Genomic DNA, 20,732 nt, shown 5'->3' with positions numbered 1-20,732 from the left:
CGTTGGTGTGCAGCGCTCGTTGATACTCCTCGGCCGCCGCAGCCAGCCGGCCCACGCTCTCCAGCAGGTCACCGAGGTCGACGTGCCGACTGGCGGCCGCCGGGTGGTCAGGGCCGAGAACGGCTTCGGTGATCCGTAGGGCCTCGCGGCACTCGTCAAGCGCTCGGTCATTGTCGCCGAGGTCGTGAAGGACCACTGCCAGGTTGCCGTGCAGCTTGCCGAGATCCAAACCGTCCGGCTCGAGCACCCGGCCCGCCACAGCAATCGTATCCTCGAGCAGTTGTCGAGCCCGTTCGTAGCTGCCGAGCGACCACAGGGAGGCGGCGAGATTGGCGCCGGCGGTAACAGTGAACGGATTCTCGTCGCCGAACACCCGCCGACTGCGCTCAACGACATCCTCGAACACTCGCCGGGCGGCCCCGTAGTCACCGCGCAGGTGCAAAGTAGTGGCAAGGTTCGCCGCCACGATGAGTGTCTCGACGTGGTCCTCACCAAGAATCCGGCGCGCGGAGCCGAGGGCCCGCTGCAAGTCATCGGGCGCAGCAGTCTGCGGCGGCCCGACAGGGTCAGCCGTACCCATTACGGCGCGGACAAGCGCGGTAACAGCCTCTATCGAATCCAACCTCAGGCCACGCAGATCCACAGGCTCACGATCGGCGAGACCAACGGGAACTTCAATCGCTTGCGGCAGCAGCACCGGCACGAATCGGGGCACACCTTCGGTCGACGCCAACTGCTCGACTTCACGCCAATGCTCGTCCGACCGCGCCCCGATCAACTCCAGCACTGTTTTCGCTGCGGCCATCGCCCTGCTCACGGACGCGAGCCGGTCGCTGCCTGGCACCAGGTCCCACCGATCGAACCATGGCCTCAAGCCGACGCCGGTGAGCATCCGTGCGATGGACTCGGCCTCGCCCACATCGCCGGACGCGTAGCTGATGAGGACTCGACTCGCGCTGTCACGTTCTGTGCTCACGTGAACCTCCGCGACAGGATGCGGCGCTGCATCTCAATGATGACCGTCTCGTGCAGCAGGTCCTTCAGTTGGTCGAGGTCCCGCAACTCCCGTTTGATCGAGTCGAGCACGACGTCGCCGTCTACCGCCAAGGGCGGCATCTCCAGCGGAGGCCATGGACCCGGTGCGATTCCTGCGATACCACTACGCAGTAGGTGAAGCGCATAGGAATCACTGAGGCCGGCACGGAAGTCGACCCAAGTCCGCAGCTCGAGGAACCCTGGCAGCACGGCACTCGGGTGACCCGGCGGGGCATCCGGCAGCAGAACCGGAATGACGCGATAGTCGGGATGCGCGGCCTGGTTGTTCAGCGCGCGTTCGATCTCTTGTCTGAACCACCCCTGCGCGGTCTGCTTGCCGATGAACACCGCACATGTGGCGGCCTCGCCGAGCCCTTTCGTCATCTCCTGCTGCCAATTGCCGCCGGGCACCAGAACCCAGCGGTCGAGCCACACCCGATACCCGTAGTTCTGCCGGACCAGCCGCCCGATCTCCTCGACCATTTCGGCGTCCGCATGGTCGTGGCTGAGGAAGACGTCGAACGCCGGCACGGACGTCGACGCGCTACCCGCCGTCTTCTCCGTGTACGCCAAGCGCTCCGCCCTGGTCCGTCGCCGGCCTCCCGAGACCGACGATATAGCCGAAACTACCCGGCCTTGCCGCCCATGTCAGCATTGTCTCGCCGGACCGGATCGAGCCGGAAGATCCGCAGGGTACGGTCGGCGCGTGCGTCGTAGTCCCGGTAGGCCGGCCACACCCGCAGCAGTAGCGGCCACACCCTGTCCCGCTCCGGGCCCTCCAGCAGCGTGGCCCGCACGGTGGTGGTCTCGCCGTCGATCGTCATCGTGGCGGCCGGGTCGGCCAGCAGGTTGCCCGACCAGGCCGGGTGCCGGGCCTGACCCCAGTTCGAGCCCAACACCACGTACGCGTCACCGTCCCGCGCGTACAGCAGCGGCCGCTCGCGGAGCAGGCCGCTGGTCCGCCCGCGCGTCGTCAGCAGCAGCGTCGGCGGCGCCGTGCGCCACCCGATCACCGAGAGGCGCCCCCTCGTGAGCCGGATCAACCGCCGGTCGAGCGGCATCAGGAACCGCCCGGCGGCGGCGAACCATCGTCGATGACCCAGCCGGACAACAACCTCGCTCAACCGCACGGCACATCCAAACACATCCGGGGCGGCTCGGGCAGCTTCGGTGAAACGGCAGCACGCCGCGGAGCCACTTGCTGCAATCAGGGGTGTGGGTGACGACGAGCAGGTACGCGCGGCACTGCGGGTGTGGCGCGACTCGCTCGTGGACCTCGGAGCGACCAACCGGCTGGTCGACCTCCGGGCCGCCAAGGGTTCCCTCGTCGAGCTCACCGATCCGGCGCCCGCGGCACTCGTACGGACATTGCACGCGACCGGGGAATGCGCGTTCCGTGGTTCGATACCCGGCCAGTCCGGCCCGGGCGCCGACCGGCTGACCGCCGCTGTGCTGCGGCGCCTGCAGCGGACCGCGGACCGGGAGTATCTCGACCGCGGAATGTCGGTGCTGTACGTCGCCGCCGGCGAGCTGCGCTGGCGGGACGAGGAGGACGTCGAGTGCGCCAGCCCGGCCCTGCTGGTCCCCGTGACGCTGGCCCCTCGACGCGCGGGAGAGCTGGGCCGCCTCCGCTGGCGTGACGACGACCCGGTGGTGAATCCGGCGCTCGCCATCCGGTTGCGGGAGCTCGGCGTGCACCTGCCCATGGAGGACCCGCTCGCGGAGGGCGACCTGGCCGCGTTCTGGTCCCGGCTGGAGACGGCGATCGCGGGCCGCGACGGATGGCGCCTGGAACCGATCGCCCTGCTGTCCTGCTTCACCTTTCAGAAGGAGGCGCTGTACCGGGATCTGCTCGACAACGAGGCTCGCGTGGTGGCCCACCCGGTGGTGCGGGCGCTGGCCACCACCGGGAAGCCCGGCGGCGCCTTCGACTTCGTCCCCCTCAACCCGGCGACCGTCGACGAGCAGGCACCCCCCGAGGACGTGCCGCTCGTGCTGGACGCGGACGGGTCCCAGCGCGCTTGCGTGGCGGCCGCGGTGGCGGGTCACAGCTTCGTGATGGACGGCCCGCCCGGCACCGGCAAGTCGCAGACCATCGCCAACATGATTGCCTGCCTGCTGGCGGCGGGGAAGCGGATCCTGTTCGTCTCCACCAAGGCGGCCGCGTTGGACGTGGTCCGCCGCCGGCTGGCCGAGGCCGGACTCGAGCCGTACCTGCTGGACCTGCACAGTAGGCAGGCCGGCCGGAAGGAGGTCGCGGCAGCCCTCGCGGCCGCCGTGGACCGGGCTCCCGCTCCGCCGGCGGGAGCGCACGATCGCCTGCGGCCGGTGCGGGAGCGGCTCACCGCTTACGCCGCGGCCGTCAACGAGGTACGTGAGCCGCTCGGCGCGACGCTGCACGACGCCCTCGGGATCTGCGCCCAGTTCACCGGGCTCCCCGACGCCCCGGTGCCGGACCTGGCACGGGCCACGCTCACCGCCGAGGCGATGCGCCGGATCGAGGACGCGGCCGAACGGTTGGCACACACCTGGCGGGCCGCCGGCGAGAGCCGCTTCCCGTGGCGCCACGTCGTCGAACGCGGGCCGCTCGACGACGTGCTCGCCCGGGCCGGACTCGCCCTCGGCCGGCTCGCCGCCGCCACCCGCCGCAACGCCGAGGTGGCCGCCGCGTTCGACGTGGACCGGCCGAGCCGAGCCGGTCTGCTGGCGGACCTGCTCGCGCACGCTGCTCACCGGCCGCCGGACGCTCGCGACGCATGGCTCACCGCACCGAGCCTGGCGCCGGCCGAGGCGGCTCTGGCCGATCTGGAGCTGCGGCTCGCCGCAGTGCGGCGGGCCCGGGAGGCTGTGCGGACCCGCGCCGGTGTGCCCTGGTCGGCGCTGCCCACCGACACGGAGCTGCCCGACGTCGCGGTGGATCCGGCCGCGTTGACCGCCGACGCGGCCGACGACCTCGCGCGGCGGTACGCCGACGAGGGCGGCCGGTGGGAGAAGCACCGGGTGAACCTCGACCTGGCGACCGCCCGGCTCGGGCTGCCGCGTGTGGTGGTCTTCGCCGACGTGCGCAGGCTGGCTGCGCTCGCGGAGCTGAGTGGCCGGCCGTACCGGCCCGAGCCGTTCTGGTTCGGTCCCGGCGTCCTCGCCACCGTCTCGACCGGCGCGGTGACGTTGCGACAGTGCCTGGACACGCTGACCGCGGCCGAGGCACGGGCCCGGCCGATGTTCACCGAGGCCATCCTGGGCCAGCCGCTCGACCGGATCATCCCCAGCGTCGCCGACCACGCCCGTGGTCTTCGCCGGCTGGGGCCGGCGTACCGCCGGGACAGGCGGATGGTGGCCGCGTTCGTCCGCCCCGGGGCCGACGTGCGGGAGGCCATGTCGCGCCTCGACACCGCGCTGGCGTGGCAGCGCGCCCGGTGGGGACTGGCCGCGGCGGAGCAGTCGTACGCGATGGTGCTGGGCGGCTACTGGCGCGGTCCCGCGACCGACTTCCCGGCGCTCGACGCGGCCGTCCAGGTGGCTGCGGAGGCGGTCCGCTGGGCTCCGCCGGAGGCGCTGCCGGCGGTCGTCCGCCACGTCTGCGCGGCCGAGACCGACCTCGAGTCGATCGGCCTGGCCACCGCGGCCCGGGCCGACCTCGACCGCTGGCAGCCCGCCCATCCGCGGCTCGCTGACGGCACCGTCGAGGACGCAGTCGCCTGGCTGAGGGCCCAGGTCGCGCCGCTGCGGGCGGCCGCCCGCGCGATGCGTGCGTTCGGTGCCGCGACCGGACGCGACCTGGACTACGCGGAGGTCCGGCGGCTGGCCGAGCTGCGCCGGACGGCCGTCGAGGCGCAGGACGAGCTGAATGTCGACGCGCGCCGGTACGAGAGCCTGTTCGGCGCCGATCAGGTGCCCCCGGACGCCGACCATCGGGTGCTGGAGGCCGCCCTCGGGTGGGCCGCCGCTGCCCGCCGGCTCGTCACCGGCGCGGACCGGCCGCTCACCGAGGAACAGGTACGGGCCTTGGCCGCGGCCCGCCCCGACGACGCCCTCCCGGACCTGGTCGCGGGCTGGGAGCGGGACCGCCGCGCCCTCCTCGCGGCGTTCGGCCCGGCTCGGCACGACGAGCTGACCGTGGACCTGGACGACTACCAGCGCGCCCGGCGGCTGCTCGACGACCTTCGCGACGATGCCACCGGCCCCGAGGAGTGGTTCGACCATCTCGCCGCCCGTGACGAGCTCGCGGAGCTCGGCCTCGGTACCGCCGTGGAGTTCTGTGCGGAGCGCGACGTCGAGGCCCGCGACGTGGTTCCGGTGCTTCGCCGGGCTGTGTATCGGGCGTGGGCCGAGCGCATCCTGCTGACCGACGGCCGGCTCCGGCCGCAGCGCGGCGAGGACCGCGATCATCTGGTCGCCGGCTTTCGGCACGGCGACCGCCGCCTGGTCGCGGCGGCGCCCGCCGAGGTCCTCGCCCGGCTTTCCGCGCGGCCCCCGGCCGACGCGGAGCAGATCCGGGTGATCTTCCGGGAGGCGCTGAAGGCGAGCGGGCACCTGCCGGTCCGCGAGCTGATCGCCCGGGCCGGTGAGGCGGTCCACACACTCAAGCCGTGCCTGATGATGTCGCCGCTGTCGGTGAGCCAGTACCTGCCGCCGGACATCCGCTTCGACGTCGTCATCTTCGACGAGGCGTCCCAGGTGACGCCGGCCGACGCGATGCCGGCCATCTACCGTGCCGGGGCGCTGGTCGTGGCCGGCGACGAACGGCAGCTTCCGCCGCCCTGCTTCTTCGCGGCCGCGCCGGATCCTTCGGCGGGCGTGGACGGTGCGGCGACGGACGTCGACGACTTCGCTTCGATCCTGGAGCTGGCCAAGGGGTGCGGCGCCTTCCGGCAGCTCGGTCTCGCCTGGCACTACCGCAGCCGGCACGAGGCGCTGATCGCCTTCGCCAACCACCGGTTCTATCAAGGGCGCATGATTACCTTCCCGAGCGCGAACGCCGAGGGACCGGACACCGGTGTCGAGCTCTTCGGAGTTCCGGGGGTCTATCGGCGCGGCACCGGCCGGCACAACCCGATCGAGGCGCAGCGGGTCGCCGAGCGCGTGGTGCACCACTTCGCCACCCGGCCGGGCCAGAGCCTCGGCGTCGTGACCTTCTCGGTGGCCCAGGCCGACGAGATCCAGCGAGCCGTGGAGCGGGCGATGGGTGACGAACTGGTCCTCGACCCGGGAGCCCACGACGCTCGGCTGTCCGGGTTCTTCGTCAAGAGCCTCGAGTCGGTGCAGGGCGACGAACGGGACGTCATGATCTTTTCGATCGGTTACGGACACGACGAGGACGGCCGGATCAGCGCGAACTTCGGGTCGCTGAACCGCCCGTACGGGTGGCGCCGGCTCAACGTGGCGATCACCCGGGCCCGCCACCGGATCGAGATAGTCAGCTCGGTCCGGGCGCGGGACATCCCCGAGTCGGACAGCGAGGGTGTGCAGGCGCTCGTCGCGTATCTCGCCTACGCCGAGCGCGGTGTCCCCGTGCCGGCCCCGCACGACGATCGCGCCCCGCAGCCGGGACCCTTCGAGGAGTCCGTGTTCGCCACCATCACCTCCTGGGGCTACACCGTGCGCCGCAATGTGGGCGCGTCGCGCTGGCGGGTGGACCTAGCCGTGCGGCATCCGGCGTACCCGGGTGAGGTCTACGCGATCGCCGTCCAGTGCGACGGACCCGGCTATCCCGCCGCGGTAGCCGCACGGGATCGCGACCGGCTGCGCGGCGAACTGCTCGGCGACCTCGGCTGGCGGCTGCACCAGGTCTGGTCGACCGCCTGGCACCGGGACCGCGCGGCCGAGGAACGGCGGCTGCGGGCGGCGATCGAGGAAGCGATCGCGTCGCCGGCCGGCGGCCGCCCACCGCCGGCGCCGGCGGAGCGGGCGCTCGCGGTGCTCACCGCCGCTCCGCCCGAGGTGCCCGAGGTGCCCCAGGAGCCGGCTATGCCCCGCGCGGAAGCCCCTCCGGTGGCCTGAGTGCGCCCGGACGCGCCGTGGCCTCGAGGTGCCGGGGCAGGCCCGATACGCCGTGGCAGAGTGCGCCGAGCTGCGCGATCAGCACCTCGGGGTCCTCGTCCGCGTGCAGCTGCGCCACCTGGGCGGGTTCCAGTGGGGGCACCTCGACGTGCGCGATCAGCGGATGGATCGGGCGGCGGTCCACCTCACCCGCGCCGAACAACTCCTCGTGCCGCTTCTCACCGGGCCGCAGCCCGATGTAGCGGATCTCGACCGGTTCCGGCGCGAGCGCGGCCATCTGGCGCGCCACTTCGGCGATGGGCACCGGCTTGCCCATCTCCAGCACCAGCGCTTCGCCGTCGCGCCCGACGGCCGCGGCCTGGATGACGAGGTGGACGGCCTCCTGGACCGTCATGAAGTAACGCGTCACCTCGGGGTCGGTGACGGTGATCGGCCCGCCGTTGGCGATCTGTGCGCTGAATGTGGTGAACACCGATCCGCGGCTGCCCAGCACGTTGCCGAACCGGACGCTCAGGAAGGTGCCGGCGCGCCGCTGGGCGGTGTCCGCGGTGAGCCGCTCGGTGATCCGCTTGGTGAGGCCCAGCACGCTGATCGGGTCGGCGGCCTTGTCGGTGGAGATGTTCACGAAGCGTTCCACGGTCTCGGCCGCCTCCAGCACCGCCAAGGTGCCGAAGATGTTGGTTTTCACCGCCTCGCCGGGATAGCGCTGCAGGAGCGTGAGGTGCTTGAGCGCGGCAGCGTGGAAGACCACCTCGGGCCGGCGCCGGCGGAACACCTCCCGGATCCGGGCCTGATCCCGCAGATCGGCGAGAATCACGGACGGATCGTCGAGCGAGGCTTCCGGGTCGATGGAGAGCTGGACCCCCTGCAGCGCCGTCTCGTCCTTGTCGAGCATCAGCAGCTCGCTCGGCCCGAACCGGTGGATCTGCCGGCACAGCTCGGATCCGATCGAACCCCCGGCGCCGGTCACCAGCACCCGCTTGCCGGTCAGGTAGTGCCCGATGGAGTCCAGGTCGGTGTCGATCTGGTGCCGGCCGAGCAGGTCGGTCACCTCGACGTCGCGGATGTCGCGGACCCCGACCGGATGGTCCACCAACTCGGTGACCGACGGCACCACCTTGAACTGCGCCCCCGCCGCCAACACCCGTTCGCGGATGTCGCACACCAGTTCCCGGTCGGCGTTGGCCACCGCGAAGACCACCATGCCGGCGCCCGTCCGGTCCAGAGCCGAGGCGATGTCCGCGCGCCGGCCGACGACGGGGACACCGAGGATGTGCAGGTTGCGCTTGCGATGGTCGTCGTCGATGAGGCCGACCGGCAGATAGCGGCCGGCCGGGTCGTGCAGCATCGACCGCACCAGGAGCGACCCGGCGCGACCGGCCCCGAACAGCAGCACCGGAGCGGCCGCCCCGAGGTTCGGGCGGTCCCGGCGGACCAGCTGCAGCCGGCGCAGATACCGCACGCCCAGGATCAGGACCAGTGCCACCGCGCCACCGAGCGGAGGGGCGCTGACCGGCACCGGGCGAAACCACAGCACGAAGTCGAGAACCAGCAACAGTACGGCGGTGGCGGCCACCGTGCCGGCGACCGCACGGACCTCCTCGAAGCTGCCGATGGCATACCGGCCCCGGTACAGGTGCCGGGCGTGGCCGATTCCGCTCTGCAGCACGACCGCCAGCGTCACGGCGACGCCGAGTCCGCCGAGTCGCCTCCCGTCCATCGCGAATTCGTACCGGGTGAGCACGGCGGCGCTCAGGCCGGCCGCCCACGCGGCGCCGTCCACGGCCAAGGGAAGAAGGCGCCGGCGCCACCACGCATGCGCATCCATCGGGAACATTTTCAACTGCAGCCCCACTAATTGTTTCGGCAGCCCAGTGAATATGGGTTCAGGCTAACAGTTCGTGCCGTACAGCTCGGATTGCTCAAATATGGCATCACGATTCCGGAGGCGGCATATGGTGATACGACCGCGCTGTACCGGGAGGCTCCGTGGGGCTACGCGACTATCTCAGTATCGCCCGGCGGCACTGGTGGATTTTCTTGGTTTCGCTCGGGTTCGCGCTGGCCGTCGCGGTCGTCATCAATGTCCGTACCCCACCGGTCTATGCGTCGGCCGTCACGTTCTTCTTCACCAATCCGAGCACCCTGTCGGCGGACCTGTATCCGGCCAGCATGTTCTCCCAGGGCCGGCTCAACTCGTACGCGGCCGTGCTGACCAGCGACCGGATCACCGTGCCACTCGCCGGCACACCCGGCCTGAGGTTGACCGCCCAGGAGATCGCCGAGCGGATCACGGTGGAGACGGTGCCCAACACGGTGATGCTGCGGGTCGCCGTCGAGGACCGGTCGCCGGCTCGCGCACAGTTGCTGGCCACTGCCCTGGTACCCCGGTTCCAGGCAGTGATTTCCGCGCTGGAGAGCACCAACGAGAAGGGCCAGCCGGTGGTCCGCGTCGAGGTTGTCGCCGGTCCACGCCTGGAGGACGACCCGGTGGCCCCACGCCCGCTCAACAATCTGGCCATGGCGGCGATGGTCGGGCTGGTCGTGGGCGCCGCGCTGGTGGTCGCGCGCGAGGTCACCGACTCCGCCGTACGGACCGTCGACACGCTCCAGACCCTGGTCTCGGCCCCGGTGCTGGCCCGGGTGCCGGTCGACGCCCGGGCACCGACCGGAACCGGCCCGTTCATCTCGGACAACGACTCGCCCCGGGCGGAGGCGCTGCGTCAGCTGCGCGCGAACCTCCAGTACGCGGACGGCGACCGGCCCGTGCAGGTGATCGCGGTGACCAGCGCCGTCGAGAAGGAGGGTCGTTCGGCCACCGCGTGCAGTCTGGGACTGCTGTTCGCCGAGGCCGGGCGGCGGGTGCTCGTGGTCGACGCGGAACTGCGCCGGCCCCGGCTCGCGGCGTTCCTGGGGCGCGAGAACGCCGCGGGACTCAGCACCATCCTGTCCGGCGGAGCCTCGGTCGACCAGGCGCTGCAGCCGTGGGGAGCCGGCCTGTGGCTCCTCTCCGCCGGGCACAGCCCGCCGAACCCCAGCGAGTTGCTCAGTTCGCCACGAATGGCCGAAGTAATCGAGGAATTGCGCGGACGATTCGATATCATCATCGTTGACTGCCCGCCGCTGCTGGCCGTGACCGACGGCGCGATCATCGCCGCGCGGTCCGACGGCGCGCTTCTCGTGGTCCGTTCGCGTAAGACCAAAAATGCACAGGTGACGACGGCCGCCCGCGCTCTGCGCGCAGTTGACGCGCGCGTTCTCGGGTGTGTGCTCAATATGGTTCCGGCGAAGAGCGGCGATGTGTTCCCGCAGTTCGAACGGTACGCCGGCGGCAGTGCCGCGGTGAGCGGTGAGGCGCCCGGGAACGCGCCCGCCGCCACCCGGCGCGCCCGTTTCTGGCACCGGTCCTGGGCACCGTGTCCGCGGGCTGTGGGGTGATGTGACGTGCCGGTCGATGCCCATGCGTGAGTCCGGTGACCGCCTGAGGTCTTTGCTTCTCACGGTGCCGGCGGCGGTCCGGCGCGACTACGCCGCGACGGTGGCGGTGCACTGGTGCACGCTCGGGACCGGCCTGCTCCTCTTCCACCTGGTCGCCCGGCGCGACGGCGTGGGTGGCTTCGCCTTCTACCAGATCGCGCGCGGCTGGGTGGCCGCCGTGCAACCGCTGATCCTGGTCGGGCTCGGCACCGGGTTGCCTCGCTATCTTCCCCGCGCCGGCGCGGCGGCGCCGGGGCTGGTCCGGGGGGCGCTGGGGGTGCAGGTGATGATCCTGGCGGCGGTCGCGGCGGCGGTGCTCACGCCGTCCGAGGCGGTGGCCGTCCGGCTCGGCCTCGGCGGGGGCACAGCAGCGATTGCGGCGATCACTGTCCTGCTGGCCGGAAACTGCTTGTGCAACACCGTGGTCGCCGGGTTACGGGGCACGGGCCAGGTCACGTACGCGAACGTCGCCTCCCTGATCGGCTTCGCCGTTCTGCCGGTTGTCGCCTTCGCCGTCACGCACCGGATCGAGGCCTTCCTGGTCCTGTACGGGGCGGGAATGGCGATGGTGGCGGCGGCCGCCGCGGTGGTGACAAGGCCGCCGGCCACCGCGGCCGCCGATCCGCCCGCCCTGTCCGCCGTCCTGCGGTACGGGCTACGCCGCGTGCTCGGCGATCTGGCGCTGCCGGCGCTGTTCGCTTTTCCCGCACTGGCGGTGGCAGTGGCCCGCCCCGGCGCGCCCGAGGTCGGTTACGTCGGCTTCGTGACCTCGGCGATCACTCTGGCGTGCGCGTTCGTCGGCATGCTGACGCCGGTGCTGCTCCCCCGGCTCAGCGCGCACTTCCACCACGGCACCGGCGGACCGTCATTGGACCGCGCGCTCGTGCTCATGCCGCTCGCCGCGGCCGGCCTGGTCGCGGTGCCCGTGCTGATCATCGCGCTGCCGGCGCCCGTGCTGATCCGGCATTTCCTCGGCGCCGAGTTCTCCGCCACGGTGCCGCTCCTGCGCGTCGGCATGCTGGCCGCGGTACCGCTGGCCGTGTTCTATGCGGTGCGACCCACGCTCGATGCGCTGCACGAGTGGCCCGTGGCCGCCAATCCGGTCGTCGGCTGCCTCGCCCTGCAGATCCTTTCGACGTACACCCTCTCGCGTTTCCTCGACCTGCCGCTCGCGACGGTCATCGCCCTTGCGCTGGCCGCCGCCGCGCTCGGGCTCACCTGCTGGCTGAAGCTGCGTCGCGAGATGGCGAAGCGGGCGCTGTGACCGGCGAGATCCGTCGCCGTCCCGGGCTCGTCGTGATCATCGCTTTCGTCGTGACGCTGGCCGGCCACTTCACGCTCGCCCGCGTCGGGTTCACCGTGCCGGTGTTCAACGACGTCCGGATCCCGTTGTTCGCCGCGCTGCTGGCGAGCTTCGCGCTGGAAATCCGCTGGGCGCCCCCCGGCCGGCAGAGCGCGGCCCCGATCCTGCTGGCGATCTACGCGTTCCTCGGCTACCAGGCCGTCTCCTCGGCGTGGACGCCGCCGGGGGCGTTGGTCCCGGCCGCGCTGACCGACCTCGTCGCGATCGCTCTGCTCGTTTTCGTCTACGCCCAGCTCGCGGAGTGGGACCGGGATCGGGTCGTGGCTCTCACCATGGGCTGCTTCCAGGTGGCGGCCTGGGTCTACTTTCTGGCGGCGGCAGCGGGCCTGGGACGTGGTCCGGCCGGCCGGTGGGCCGCGCTGGGCGGCGGTCCCAACGTCTTCGTCCGGCTGATGGTGCTCGGCATCTTCAGCTCGATCTACCTGTACGCGACCCGCCGGCGTCTCGCCTGGCTCGTCGGTGTCCCGGCGTTCCTCTTCGGCGCGGTCGCGTCCGGGTCACGCGGTGGCCTGGCCGCTCTGGTGCTCACGCTGGTGCTTGCCGCCCCGGCGGTGCTCCCGGGCCTGCGACGCGGCGGCGCCAAACCCTTGTTGCTGGTCATAGCGCTGCTCGTGGGCGGCGTGGCGATCGCCCGCGATTCGATCCTCACGTTCGTCCAGGAACGCTTCATCAGCACGACGTTCGAGCAGGGCTACGCGTCCGGCCGGGATGTCATCTTCCAGATGGCGCTGAACCTCTGGCTGCAACACCCGCTGCTGGGAACGGGCATCGGCAGTTTCCCCGTGATCGCCGATCTCGGGTTCGGCGTGGCCTACATCCACAACCTCGTCCTGGCCGTGGCCGCCGAGGGCGGGGTCGTCGGCATCGTCCTGCTGCTCAACTCCTTCTACCGATTCGGGCGGGAGTTCGCCAAGGTCCCGCGGGCCGAGCGGTCCGTGGAGAGCCGGACGGCGGCCTACTCGGGCATATTCGTTGCCGCCGCGTGCATGTTCTCCGGCGACTACTACGACGCCCGTCTGATGTGGATCCTGCTGATCCTGGCGGTGGTCCGGCCCGCGGCGCCGGCCGCACCGCGTCCCTAGGTTCTGTTTCGTGCGTGCCTACGCCGAGGCTTCGAGCCGCCGGGCCGGCCCTTCGGGCGCGACCGCCTGTGTCAGGACCCGCTCGAAATCCTGGAACAGCAGATCGCGGTCGAAGCGATCGCGGGCGAGTGTGCCCGCCGCCGCCCCCGCCGCCCGCCGCGCCTCGGGGTCGCGCAGGAAGGCAGCCACCGCAGCGGCCGCGCCCGCCGGGTCGTCCGCGGGCAGAACCAGTCCGGCGCCGGTCGCGGCGATCAGGTCGCCGAGCCACCCGCCGTTGTTCACGGCCACCGGCCGCCCCGCCGCGAAGGCGTCGAAGGCCTTGTTCGGCGAGTTGTTACCCAGTTCCGGAAGGTTGACGAACACGGAGACCGCCAGGTCGCAGGCGCCGAAGAAGGCCACCACCTCGGCCTTGGCGACCGGTCCGAGCAGGAAGAGGTTCCGGTTCAGCACGCCCAGGCGGGCGGCCAGATCATGGATCTCGTCGCGCTTGGCGCCGTCGCCGAGAATGCCGATCCGCACGTCGGGGTCGGTATCGGCCAGGCGAGCGGCCATCCGTACGAGATAGTCCACGCCGTTGGCCAAGCCGAGAGCCCCGGCGTACAGGACGAGCGGCCGGTCCTGCAACCATGGCGTGGCCTCGCGTAACGCGGCTCCGGCACGGTCGGCGTCGGCGAACACCGCCCGGTCGGAACAGTTGGGCACGACGGTGACCCCGACCTCGGGGAACCGGCGCCGGATGCTGTCGGCCATGCCGGGAGAAAGCGCGATGACGTGGGCCGCCCGGCGATAGGCCCAGGCCTCGAGTCGCCCCGCGGCCCAGCGGGTAGCCGGCGAGCGGAGCGCGCCCACGGCGATCGGCACCTCCGGCCACACGTCGCGCACCTCCAGCACCATCGGCACGCCCCGGCGCCGCGCCGCATATGCGCCGGGGATCGCCACGGTCAGCGGCGTGCTCGTCGCGAAGACGAGATCATGCCGCAGCCGTCCGGCCACCGCCGCCGCTCGGCCGACGAAGCGGGCGAACGCCCAGAGCCGGCGACGATAGCTCATGGCGCTGTCGTAGGGCACCGGGAGCCAATGCACCACGATGCCGGACTCCGTGCTGATCCGGGTTCGGTCACCACCGGGGTCGCCGGTGATCATGTGCACCTCGTGGCCCCGCTCGACCAGGCGTCGCGCGAACTCGTACGAACGCGTTCCACCGGTCATCCCGGGGGTTTTGAAGTATTGGTGAATGTACGTGATTCTCATTGTTTCTCTCAGGGAGTGCGGTAGGCGGGGAAGAACGGCGGCCCCTGCTGGTCCGAAAGCGGTACCCGGCCGTGCGCGGCCACCAGGTCCGCATAACGCCGGCGATCGCCGATGATCTTGGCGACGTGAAAGGGCTGGACGCCACCCGGGTCGAAGGACCGCTTGTATCGGAAGATGCCGTCGCCGCTGCGGTATCCCCCGCCGAGCACGAAACCGCTGCGCCCCGAATCCTGACCGTACCGGACGATCTCATGCTTGAGCAGATCGTTCGGCGACATCGGAAAGGCCTCGGCCAGCGTGCCGCCGAGGTACGAATACAGGAACCGGTCACTCTCCAGGACGATCTCCGCGCTGAGTGTCCGGCCCCGGGAATCGAGCGTGACGAAGGTGGAGTGGGAGCCGGCCAGCTCATCGGCCAGCCGCATGATGAAGTCCCGGTCGAAGTGGTACCGGGCCGGAGCGTCCCGCCGGCGCATGGTGGCCGCGTAAACCTCGAGAAAGCGGTCGGCATCCGTACGGAGGTCATGTCGCTCGACGCGGCACCCGGCTCGCAGCGCCTTCTTGACGTTCTTGCGGACCTTGTGTTCGTAGTTTCGCCATACCTCGTCCGGCGGCCGTCGCAGGTCCACCACGACATTCGACGAAGCCTGCTCGACCTCCGGCCTCGCCGCCACATCCAGACCCAGGGACAGCCGCAGGAAGACCGAGCACAGATGCTCACGACGTGCCCATTGAGAGACGGCGTCCAGGACGACGCCCGCATCCATGCCGGCCGAAAGGAAGGGACCGCCGTAGCCGTACGGCGAGATGGCGTCATGAACACCGTCCTGCACGGTGCGAAGAATCAACGGGAGAAGGGCGGATCCGTCCGGGCCGTCCATCACCAGGGCGACGGTCCGGTCGTCCGGCTGCGCGAACAGCCGCCCGTAGCCGGGATGGGCGAAGGGCTCCCGTCCGCACTCCTCCCACAGTTCCAGCCAACGCTTCTCGTCCGTCCCGGCGTCCAGGACCTCCACGGTCAACATCGGGAGTTCGGCCATCGGGTCCCTCGCTTCGACATGCTCAGACCGTGGCGGTCATCCGGACGAAACTGATGAACGGCGACGCGGAGGCGCCGCCGACGACGTACGCCCGCCGACAGCCGGTCAGCTCGCAGAGACCGGCCACCGAGACAGTGGACTTCTGAAGCTCAGGATCGAGCCGGAGCGCGTCCCCCACCGCCCGGACGACCCGCACCGCGCCGTGCCGGTCACGCAGCGAGAGATCGGCGAACCCGTAGGCGGATCGCAGAGCGCAGAACACCGGCCAGTCGAGGAGCCGGCCGACGGCGTCCGCGGTCCCCGCTTCCCGGGCGGGAACGTGACACCACGAGGATTCAGTCGTCACGGTGAAGCCGCTGCGGAGGTAGAGGGCGACGGCAGCCACGTTGGCCGCCGCCACATCCAACGCCAGGCGAGGTAGTCCCAGGCTCCGGGCGAGCGCTGTTCCGTCCTCGAGCAGCCGGCTCCCCCACCCACGGCCACGCCATCGGTGGGCGACCGAGATGCCGTTGAGGAACAGGGTGTCCGCCAGGACACGCCAGTCCGCCACCGCGACCGGCATTCCGTCCCTGATCAGCGCACGAACCAGAACGGAGCGCATCGCGGGCGGCTGACCCAGCAGCACGGCCAGATAGCGGTGATAGCCGGCCAGGGTGTACGGCACCAACCCGGCGGCCTCATCCGGCACGCTGGCGGCGAGCAACTGCGCGGCGCGAGTCGTCGCACGTGGATCCGCGCCGTCGAGGTCGCACACGGGCATCATCCGCGCCCGGACCGTTCCTGGTCGAGGTCTGCCATCAACCGGGCGGGATCGGGCACGGCGCCACCGCCGGAGACCAGTCTGCCCACCGTGCGCGCCACGATGCGCAGATCCAGCCCGTACGTCCAGGCGTCCACGTAGCGAGCGTCGAGTTCCAGCCGATCGTCCCAGGACAGCATGTTGCGCCCGCTGACCTGGGCCAGCCCGGTGATACCCGGACGGACCGTGAAGCGCAGCCGTTCCCGCTCCGTGTACCACGGGTCGTAGCGGGGCAGCAGAGGACGCGGACCGACCAGGCTCAGGTCGCCCCGGATCACGTTGATCAAGCTGGGCAGCTCGTCCAGGCTCGACCGTCGCAGGAACCGCCCCACCCCGGTCAGCCGCTCGGAGTCCGGCAGCAACCTCCCGTGGGCGTCACGCCCGTCCGACATGGTACGAAGCTTGTACACGCGGAACGGCCGCATCCCGCGGCCCGTACGGACCTGGCTGTACCAGACCGGCCGGCCCATCGACACGGCGACCGCCGCGGCCGCCGCGAGCAGCACCGGCGCGGCCACCACCAGCGCCACCGACGCCACGCCGAGGTCGGTGAGCCGCTTGGCCACGGAACCGCCCGCACCGGAGGTCGTGCGGTCGACGCTCACCGGCGACCGTCCAGGAACTCCGTGATGTCGTGCAGGACGGTCCGGATCTCGTTCTCTTCGAGGGCAGAACCGCTGGGCAGGGTGAGGCCGTTGTGGAAGAGGCGCTCCGCCGCGCCGTTCAGGGCGGCACGGGCGCCCGCGAACACCGGTTGCAGATGCATGGGCTTGAAGACAGGCCGCGTCTCCACGCCTCGCACCGCCAGGTGCACGGCCAGGTCACGAGCCCGCCAGCCGCTGCGTTCCGGGTCCACGACGATGGTGGTGAGCCAGCAGTTCGCCGCCGGGTCCTCGCCCAGCAGGCGCACGCCGTCGACGCCGGCGAACGCTTTGGCGTACCTCTCGCGTACGGCCCGGCGGCGTTCGATCATCCCGTCCAGCCGGCACAGCTGGGCCCGCCCGAGCGCGGCCAGCACGTTGCTCAACCGGTAGTTGTAGCCGACGTCGGCGTGTTCGTAGTGCTCCACCGGCAGGCGGGCCTGGCTGGCCAGAGGCCGCGCCCGGTGCACCAGGTCGTCATCGGCGGTCAGCAGCATGCCACCACCCGACGTCGTCATGATCTTATTGCCGTTGAAGGACAACGCGGCTGCCTTACCGAAGGAACCGGCCGCCCGGCCGTGGTGCCTGGCGCCGAGCGCCTCCGCGGCGTCCTCGACGACCGGAACGCCCCACCGGTCGCAGCACGGGAGGATGCGGTCGTAATCGGCGCAGCTCCCGTAGACGTCGACGGCCATCACCGCCCGTACGGAAGCGCCCTCGCCGTCCAGTTCGGCGAGCAGGCCGGAGAGCAGGTCGACGTCGAGGTTGCCGGTGGCCGCGTCGCAGTCGACGAAGACCGGCGTCGCGCCGGTGTAGACCACCGCGTTCGCCGAGGCCACGAACGTCAGGGTCGGCACGACGACGACATCGCCGGGGCCGGCGCCGATGCCGAGCAGGGCAAGGTGCAACGCGGCCGTGCCCGAATTGACGGCGACCGCGTGCGGCACCCCCACCCGGTCGGCGACCTCCCGCTCGAACAGGTCGAGGTCAGGACCGGTCGGGGCGACCCAACCCGAGCGTAGGGCCGCCAGGACGTACTCCTGCTCCAGGCGTCCGACGTCCGGCGCGGACAGCGGAATCGTGCGACTTCTCGTGATCATTCCCCACCACCCATCGCGGGCAATACCACACCGTGACCGGACCAGCGGGGGGATGTTCGAGCTAACGAGGCACAGCCGAGCCCTTCATCTGCGATGCTAGCCCCGCCCGGGCTGACGCAAGCGCTGTACCAGGGAAATGCAATGACGACGAGGCGCGCCGGATTCGGTCGTCGACTCGGGCCATTAACCGGTTAAGAACGTGTCGGAGCGGGCACACTTGCATCCATGTCGATCGATAGCGAGGACCTGAGGAACTGCCCGGCCCGGATCACGCTCGACGCCGCCCAGTTGGCGTTCTTCGACGGGTTGCCGGCGGACGCACCGAGCGTGCAGACCGAGCTGGGATGCGAGCTCGAACTCGGCCACGAGGGCTCGCACGCCGCTCTGGGTCAGCAAGTGGAGGCCACCATGTGGTGGATCCAGTGGACCCTGAGCGCTTCCGAGATCAACCCCTACACGTGGTGCCCGACCAAGAGCGTGCCCCACGTCGAAGATCGCAACGACCGCGACTGCACGTTGTTCGACGGGCATCCGGGGCGGCATGTCGAGGGCGACCTCGCGCGTCGCAGCAGGGCCGCCTGAAGCGGTTAACCATCGTCCGGGAGCGATCGCGACTTTCGCTGTCGGCGCGCTGACGCACGACCCGGCCGCCACCCGGACCCCACGAAGCCGGGGTGGCAGCCGGGCTCACGATCAGCGGGACCGGGCGGCTCCCGGCTTGAAGGCGATGGCGAGTGGCGTCGCCAGGAACACCGACGAGTACGTGCCCACCAGGATCCCGATCAGCAGGGCGATCGCGAAGTCCACCAGTGACGGCCCGCCCAGCACGGCCAGGGCGGCCAGGATGAAAACCGCCCCGAGCCCGGTGTTGACCGTCCGCGGGATGGTCTGGAGGCACGCCGCGTTCGCCAGCCCGGGGAACGGTGTGCGCAGCCGGGGACTCGTGCTGCCCTGGCCGCGGACCAGTTCCCGGATCCGGTCGAAGACCACCACGGAGTCGTTGACCGAGTACCCGACGACGGTCAGCAGCGCCGCCAGGAACACCCCGTCGACGGGCTTGCCGAGCCAGGCGAACACCCCGACGAGAATGACCACGTCGTGGACCATCGCGAGCACGGCCGCGGCGCCCCAGCGCCACGGGAACCGCAGCGACAGGTACGCCAGCTGCGCCGTCAGCGCGATACCCAGCGCCAGCAGCGCCTTGTTGCGCAACTCAGCGCCGAGGCTGGGCCCGACCTTGTCGTCGCGGAGCCGTTGCACATCGCCGGCCCCGCGAGCGGTCAGGGCGTCGCGTACCCGTTGTTCCGTGGCGTCGTCGAACGAGCCGGCGCGTACCGAGAGGTTGCCCGCACCGGCCTCGCTGACGATCCCCCGGTCCAGGCCCGCAGCCGCCACTGCCTCCCGGGCCGCCTCGGTCGACAGGGGCCGGCTGGTCGTGTATTCGACCAGCCGGCCACCGACGAACTCCACCCCGAGGTCCACGCCGCGGGTGGCGACACCGGCGAAGGCGAGCAGCACCGCCGCCGCCGAGACGACCAGCCACCATCGGCGGCGGCCCATCAGGTCCGGGTCACGGGCGATGATGGTCCGCCGCACCCAGCCCTGGTGGGCAAGGCCGCTCCAGCGAGGCCTGACGGCCAGCCACCGTCGCCGCAGCAGCGCCTCGGCCGGGAGCCGGGTGAGGACCAGCGCGGTGAACATGGAGACCAGCACGCCGATGCCGAGGGTGATGCCGAAGCCGCGTACCGGACCGGACGCCAGCAGGAACAGCAGCGCCGCGGCCACCAGGGTGGTGACGTTGGAGTCCGCGATCGCCGACCAGGCCCGGCTGAAGCCGTCCCGGATGGCGGTACGCAGGGACGGCTTAGCCGTGTACTCCTCCCGGGCCCGCTCGAACACCAGGACGTTCGCATCGACCGCCATCCCGATCGCCAGCACGAACCCGGCCAGCCCGGGCAGCGTCAGGGTGGCGCCGATCGCCAGCAGGACCGCGTAGGAGACCAGCCCGTAGGCCACCAGCGCGACCGCCGCCAGCGCACCGACCAGGCGGTACACCGCGACGATGAACAGGATCATGGCGAACGCGCCGAGCAGCGCCGCCCGGGCCGAGTCGTCGATCGCCTGCTTCCCGAGGCTGGGACCGACCACCTGCTGCTGGATGACGTCGACCGGAACGGGCAGCGCCCCGGCCCGGATCAGCAGGGCCAGGTCGCGGGCGTCGTCCGCGGTGAAGGAGCCGGTGATCCGCATGGCCGGGCCGGCGAATCCGATCTCGCACGTCGCCTCCGGACTGACCTGCGGGGACGAGACCACCTCGCCGTCGAGCAGGATCGCCACCCGGCGTCCCGGGTCACCCGGTGGCGAGCAGGCGGCCCGGGCGGTCAGCCGTTGCCAGTCCCGGGCGCCGTCGCCGGTGAAGTCGACCGCGACCTGCCAGCCGGCCGGCGGCTCGATGGTGGCTTGAGCGCCGTCGATCTGCCGGCCGGACAGTGCGGCCGGTCCCAGCAGCACGGGACTGCCCGTCTCGTCGGGCACCGCGAGCCCGCCGGCCGGCGGCTTCGCGGACCCGGAGCCGGCCGCTGTGAGCACCGGCCGGAAAGACAGCTGAGCGGTGCGGCCGATGACCTCGGCGGCCTCCCGGGGGTCGGTGACACCAGGCAGTTCCACGATGATCCGACGCTCGCCGGAACGGACGAGCGTCGGCTCGCTGACGCCGAGCTGGTCGACCCGCCGGCGCAGCACCTCCATGGCCTGGTCGGTGGTGACGGCGTCGGCCCGGCTCTGGTCGCCGTCCCGGGTCTGCAACACGATTTGGGTTCCACCACGCAGATCGAGCCCGAGCCGCGCCGGCCGGGTGGCGACGAGCCACCCGGACACGACGAGCACGACAAGGGCAAGAAATGCGCGCACGGCAGTAGCGCGCGACACGATGAGTTCTCCTAGG

At 71.3% G+C, this 20,732-nt stretch carries 14 protein-coding genes and 1 pseudogene; 5 read left to right on the top strand and 10 right to left on the bottom strand.

Translation table 11 applies throughout. The features are described from left to right. Positions 1-22: 22 nt before the first annotated feature. From KXC43_RS51950 to KXC43_RS43915, 3 genes and pseudogenes are all read right to left on the bottom strand, one after another. Positions 23-976 (bottom strand): annotated as a pseudogene (locus tag KXC43_RS51950) (toll/interleukin-1 receptor domain-containing protein); the annotation flags it as partial. Next, complete coding sequence (locus KXC43_RS43920) at positions 973-1,608, bottom strand: toll/interleukin-1 receptor domain-containing protein (protein ID WP_221382218.1); 636 nt, start codon at positions 1,606-1,608, stop codon at positions 973-975. The pseudogene KXC43_RS51950 and the gene KXC43_RS43920, both read right to left, overlap by 4 nt. A 53-nt stretch (positions 1,609-1,661) precedes the next feature. After that, positions 1,662-2,159, bottom strand: coding sequence for a nitroreductase family deazaflavin-dependent oxidoreductase (locus KXC43_RS43915; RefSeq protein WP_255645851.1), 498 nt, complete (start codon positions 2,157-2,159; stop codon positions 1,662-1,664). A gap of 91 nt (positions 2,160-2,250) precedes the next feature. On the opposite strand from KXC43_RS43915, the gene KXC43_RS43910 reads away from it, so the two are divergent. After that, positions 2,251-7,035, top strand: a complete 4,785-nt coding sequence (locus KXC43_RS43910) for a PDDEXK-like endonuclease domain-containing protein (RefSeq protein ID WP_308129526.1) — start codon at positions 2,251-2,253, stop codon at positions 7,033-7,035. On the opposite strand, the gene KXC43_RS43905 is transcribed toward KXC43_RS43910, so the two are convergent. Beyond that, positions 7,001-8,863: a nucleoside-diphosphate sugar epimerase/dehydratase gene (locus tag KXC43_RS43905; protein ID WP_221382217.1), complete on the bottom strand. Its 1,863-nt coding sequence runs from the start codon at positions 8,861-8,863 to the stop codon at positions 7,001-7,003. The genes KXC43_RS43910 and KXC43_RS43905 overlap by 35 nt on opposite strands. A gap of 161 nt (positions 8,864-9,024) precedes the next feature. On the opposite strand from KXC43_RS43905, the gene KXC43_RS43900 reads away from it, so the two are divergent. Genes KXC43_RS43900 through KXC43_RS53020 form a run of 3 tightly spaced genes read left to right on the top strand, consistent with a single transcriptional unit; the run spans position 9,025 to position 12,957 of the window. Further along, positions 9,025-10,473, top strand: coding sequence for a tyrosine-protein kinase domain-containing protein (locus KXC43_RS43900; RefSeq protein WP_221382216.1), 1,449 nt, complete (start codon positions 9,025-9,027; stop codon positions 10,471-10,473). Between the two features lie 16 nt (positions 10,474-10,489). Next, a complete protein-coding gene (locus KXC43_RS43895; RefSeq protein WP_221382215.1) occupies positions 10,490-11,776 on the top strand; it encodes a lipopolysaccharide biosynthesis protein in 1,287 nt (428 codons plus the stop codon). Beyond that, on the top strand, positions 11,773-12,957 hold the full coding sequence (locus KXC43_RS53020; RefSeq protein WP_221382214.1) for an O-antigen ligase family protein: 1,185 nt from the start codon (positions 11,773-11,775) through the stop codon (positions 12,955-12,957). The genes KXC43_RS43895 and KXC43_RS53020 overlap by 4 nt, the downstream gene beginning before the upstream one ends. 18 nt (positions 12,958-12,975) lie before the next feature. Here KXC43_RS53020 and KXC43_RS43885 read toward each other — a convergent pair whose 3' ends face one another. Genes KXC43_RS43885 through KXC43_RS43865 form a run of 5 tightly spaced genes read right to left on the bottom strand, consistent with a single transcriptional unit; the run spans position 12,976 to position 17,788 of the window. Beyond that, a complete protein-coding gene (locus tag KXC43_RS43885) occupies positions 12,976-14,166 on the bottom strand; it encodes a glycosyltransferase family 4 protein (protein ID WP_255645850.1) in 1,191 nt (396 codons plus the stop codon). 50 nt (positions 14,167-14,216) lie between these two features. Then, a complete protein-coding gene (locus KXC43_RS43880; RefSeq protein ID WP_221382212.1) occupies positions 14,217-15,248 on the bottom strand; it encodes a GNAT family N-acetyltransferase in 1,032 nt (343 codons plus the stop codon). A gap of 22 nt (positions 15,249-15,270) precedes the next feature. Further along, the gene (locus KXC43_RS43875; RefSeq protein ID WP_221382211.1) at positions 15,271-16,002 is read right to left on the bottom strand and encodes a GNAT family N-acetyltransferase; all 732 of its coding nucleotides are present in this window, start codon (positions 16,000-16,002) and stop codon (positions 15,271-15,273) included. A gap of 5 nt (positions 16,003-16,007) precedes the next feature. Further along, entirely contained in the window at positions 16,008-16,652 is a 645-nt protein-coding gene (locus KXC43_RS43870) for a sugar transferase (RefSeq protein WP_308129525.1), read from the bottom strand. Then, positions 16,649-17,788, bottom strand: coding sequence for a DegT/DnrJ/EryC1/StrS family aminotransferase (locus tag KXC43_RS43865; RefSeq protein ID WP_221382210.1), 1,140 nt, complete (start codon positions 17,786-17,788; stop codon positions 16,649-16,651). Before KXC43_RS43865 ends, KXC43_RS43870 begins: the two co-directional genes overlap by 4 nt. Positions 17,789-18,013: 225 nt before the next feature. Between KXC43_RS43865 and KXC43_RS43860 the strand changes: the two genes are divergently transcribed. Continuing rightward, a complete protein-coding gene (locus KXC43_RS43860; RefSeq protein ID WP_221382209.1) occupies positions 18,014-18,370 on the top strand; it encodes a hypothetical protein in 357 nt (118 codons plus the stop codon). 111 nt (positions 18,371-18,481) lie between these two features. On the opposite strand, the gene secD is transcribed toward KXC43_RS43860, so the two are convergent. Next, positions 18,482-20,716, bottom strand: a complete 2,235-nt coding sequence (gene secD, locus KXC43_RS43855; RefSeq protein WP_221382208.1) for a protein translocase subunit SecD — start codon at positions 20,714-20,716, stop codon at positions 18,482-18,484. Between the last annotated feature and the right edge of the window lie 16 nt (positions 20,717-20,732).

Origin of the sequence: Paractinoplanes polyasparticus, assembly GCF_019710575.1 — a bacterium.
Lineage (GTDB): Bacteria > Actinomycetota > Actinomycetes > Mycobacteriales > Micromonosporaceae > Actinoplanes > Actinoplanes polyasparticus.
Note: the sequence above shows the minus strand (reverse complement) of the source record. Positions and strands in the feature narration are given on the sequence as shown.

Bases quoted from the DNA above. Each gene is read 5' to 3' on its own strand.
- KXC43_RS43885 (WP_255645850.1), bottom strand. From the start codon at position 14,166: ATGACCGGTGGAACGCGTTCGTACGAGTTCGCGCGACGCCTGGTCGAG.
- KXC43_RS43895 (WP_221382215.1), top strand. From the start codon at position 10,490: ATGCCCATGCGTGAGTCCGGTGACCGCCTGAGGTCTTTGCTTCTCACG.
- KXC43_RS43860 (WP_221382209.1), top strand. From the start codon at position 18,014: ATGTCGATCGATAGCGAGGACCTGAGGAACTGCCCGGCCCGGATCACG.
- KXC43_RS43865 (WP_221382210.1), bottom strand. From the start codon at position 17,788: ATGATCACGAGAAGTCGCACGATTCCGCTGTCCGCGCCGGACGTCGGA.
- KXC43_RS43905 (WP_221382217.1), bottom strand. From the start codon at position 8,863: ATGGATGCGCATGCGTGGTGGCGCCGGCGCCTTCTTCCCTTGGCCGTG.
- KXC43_RS43880 (WP_221382212.1), bottom strand. From the start codon at position 15,248: ATGGCCGAACTCCCGATGTTGACCGTGGAGGTCCTGGACGCCGGGACG.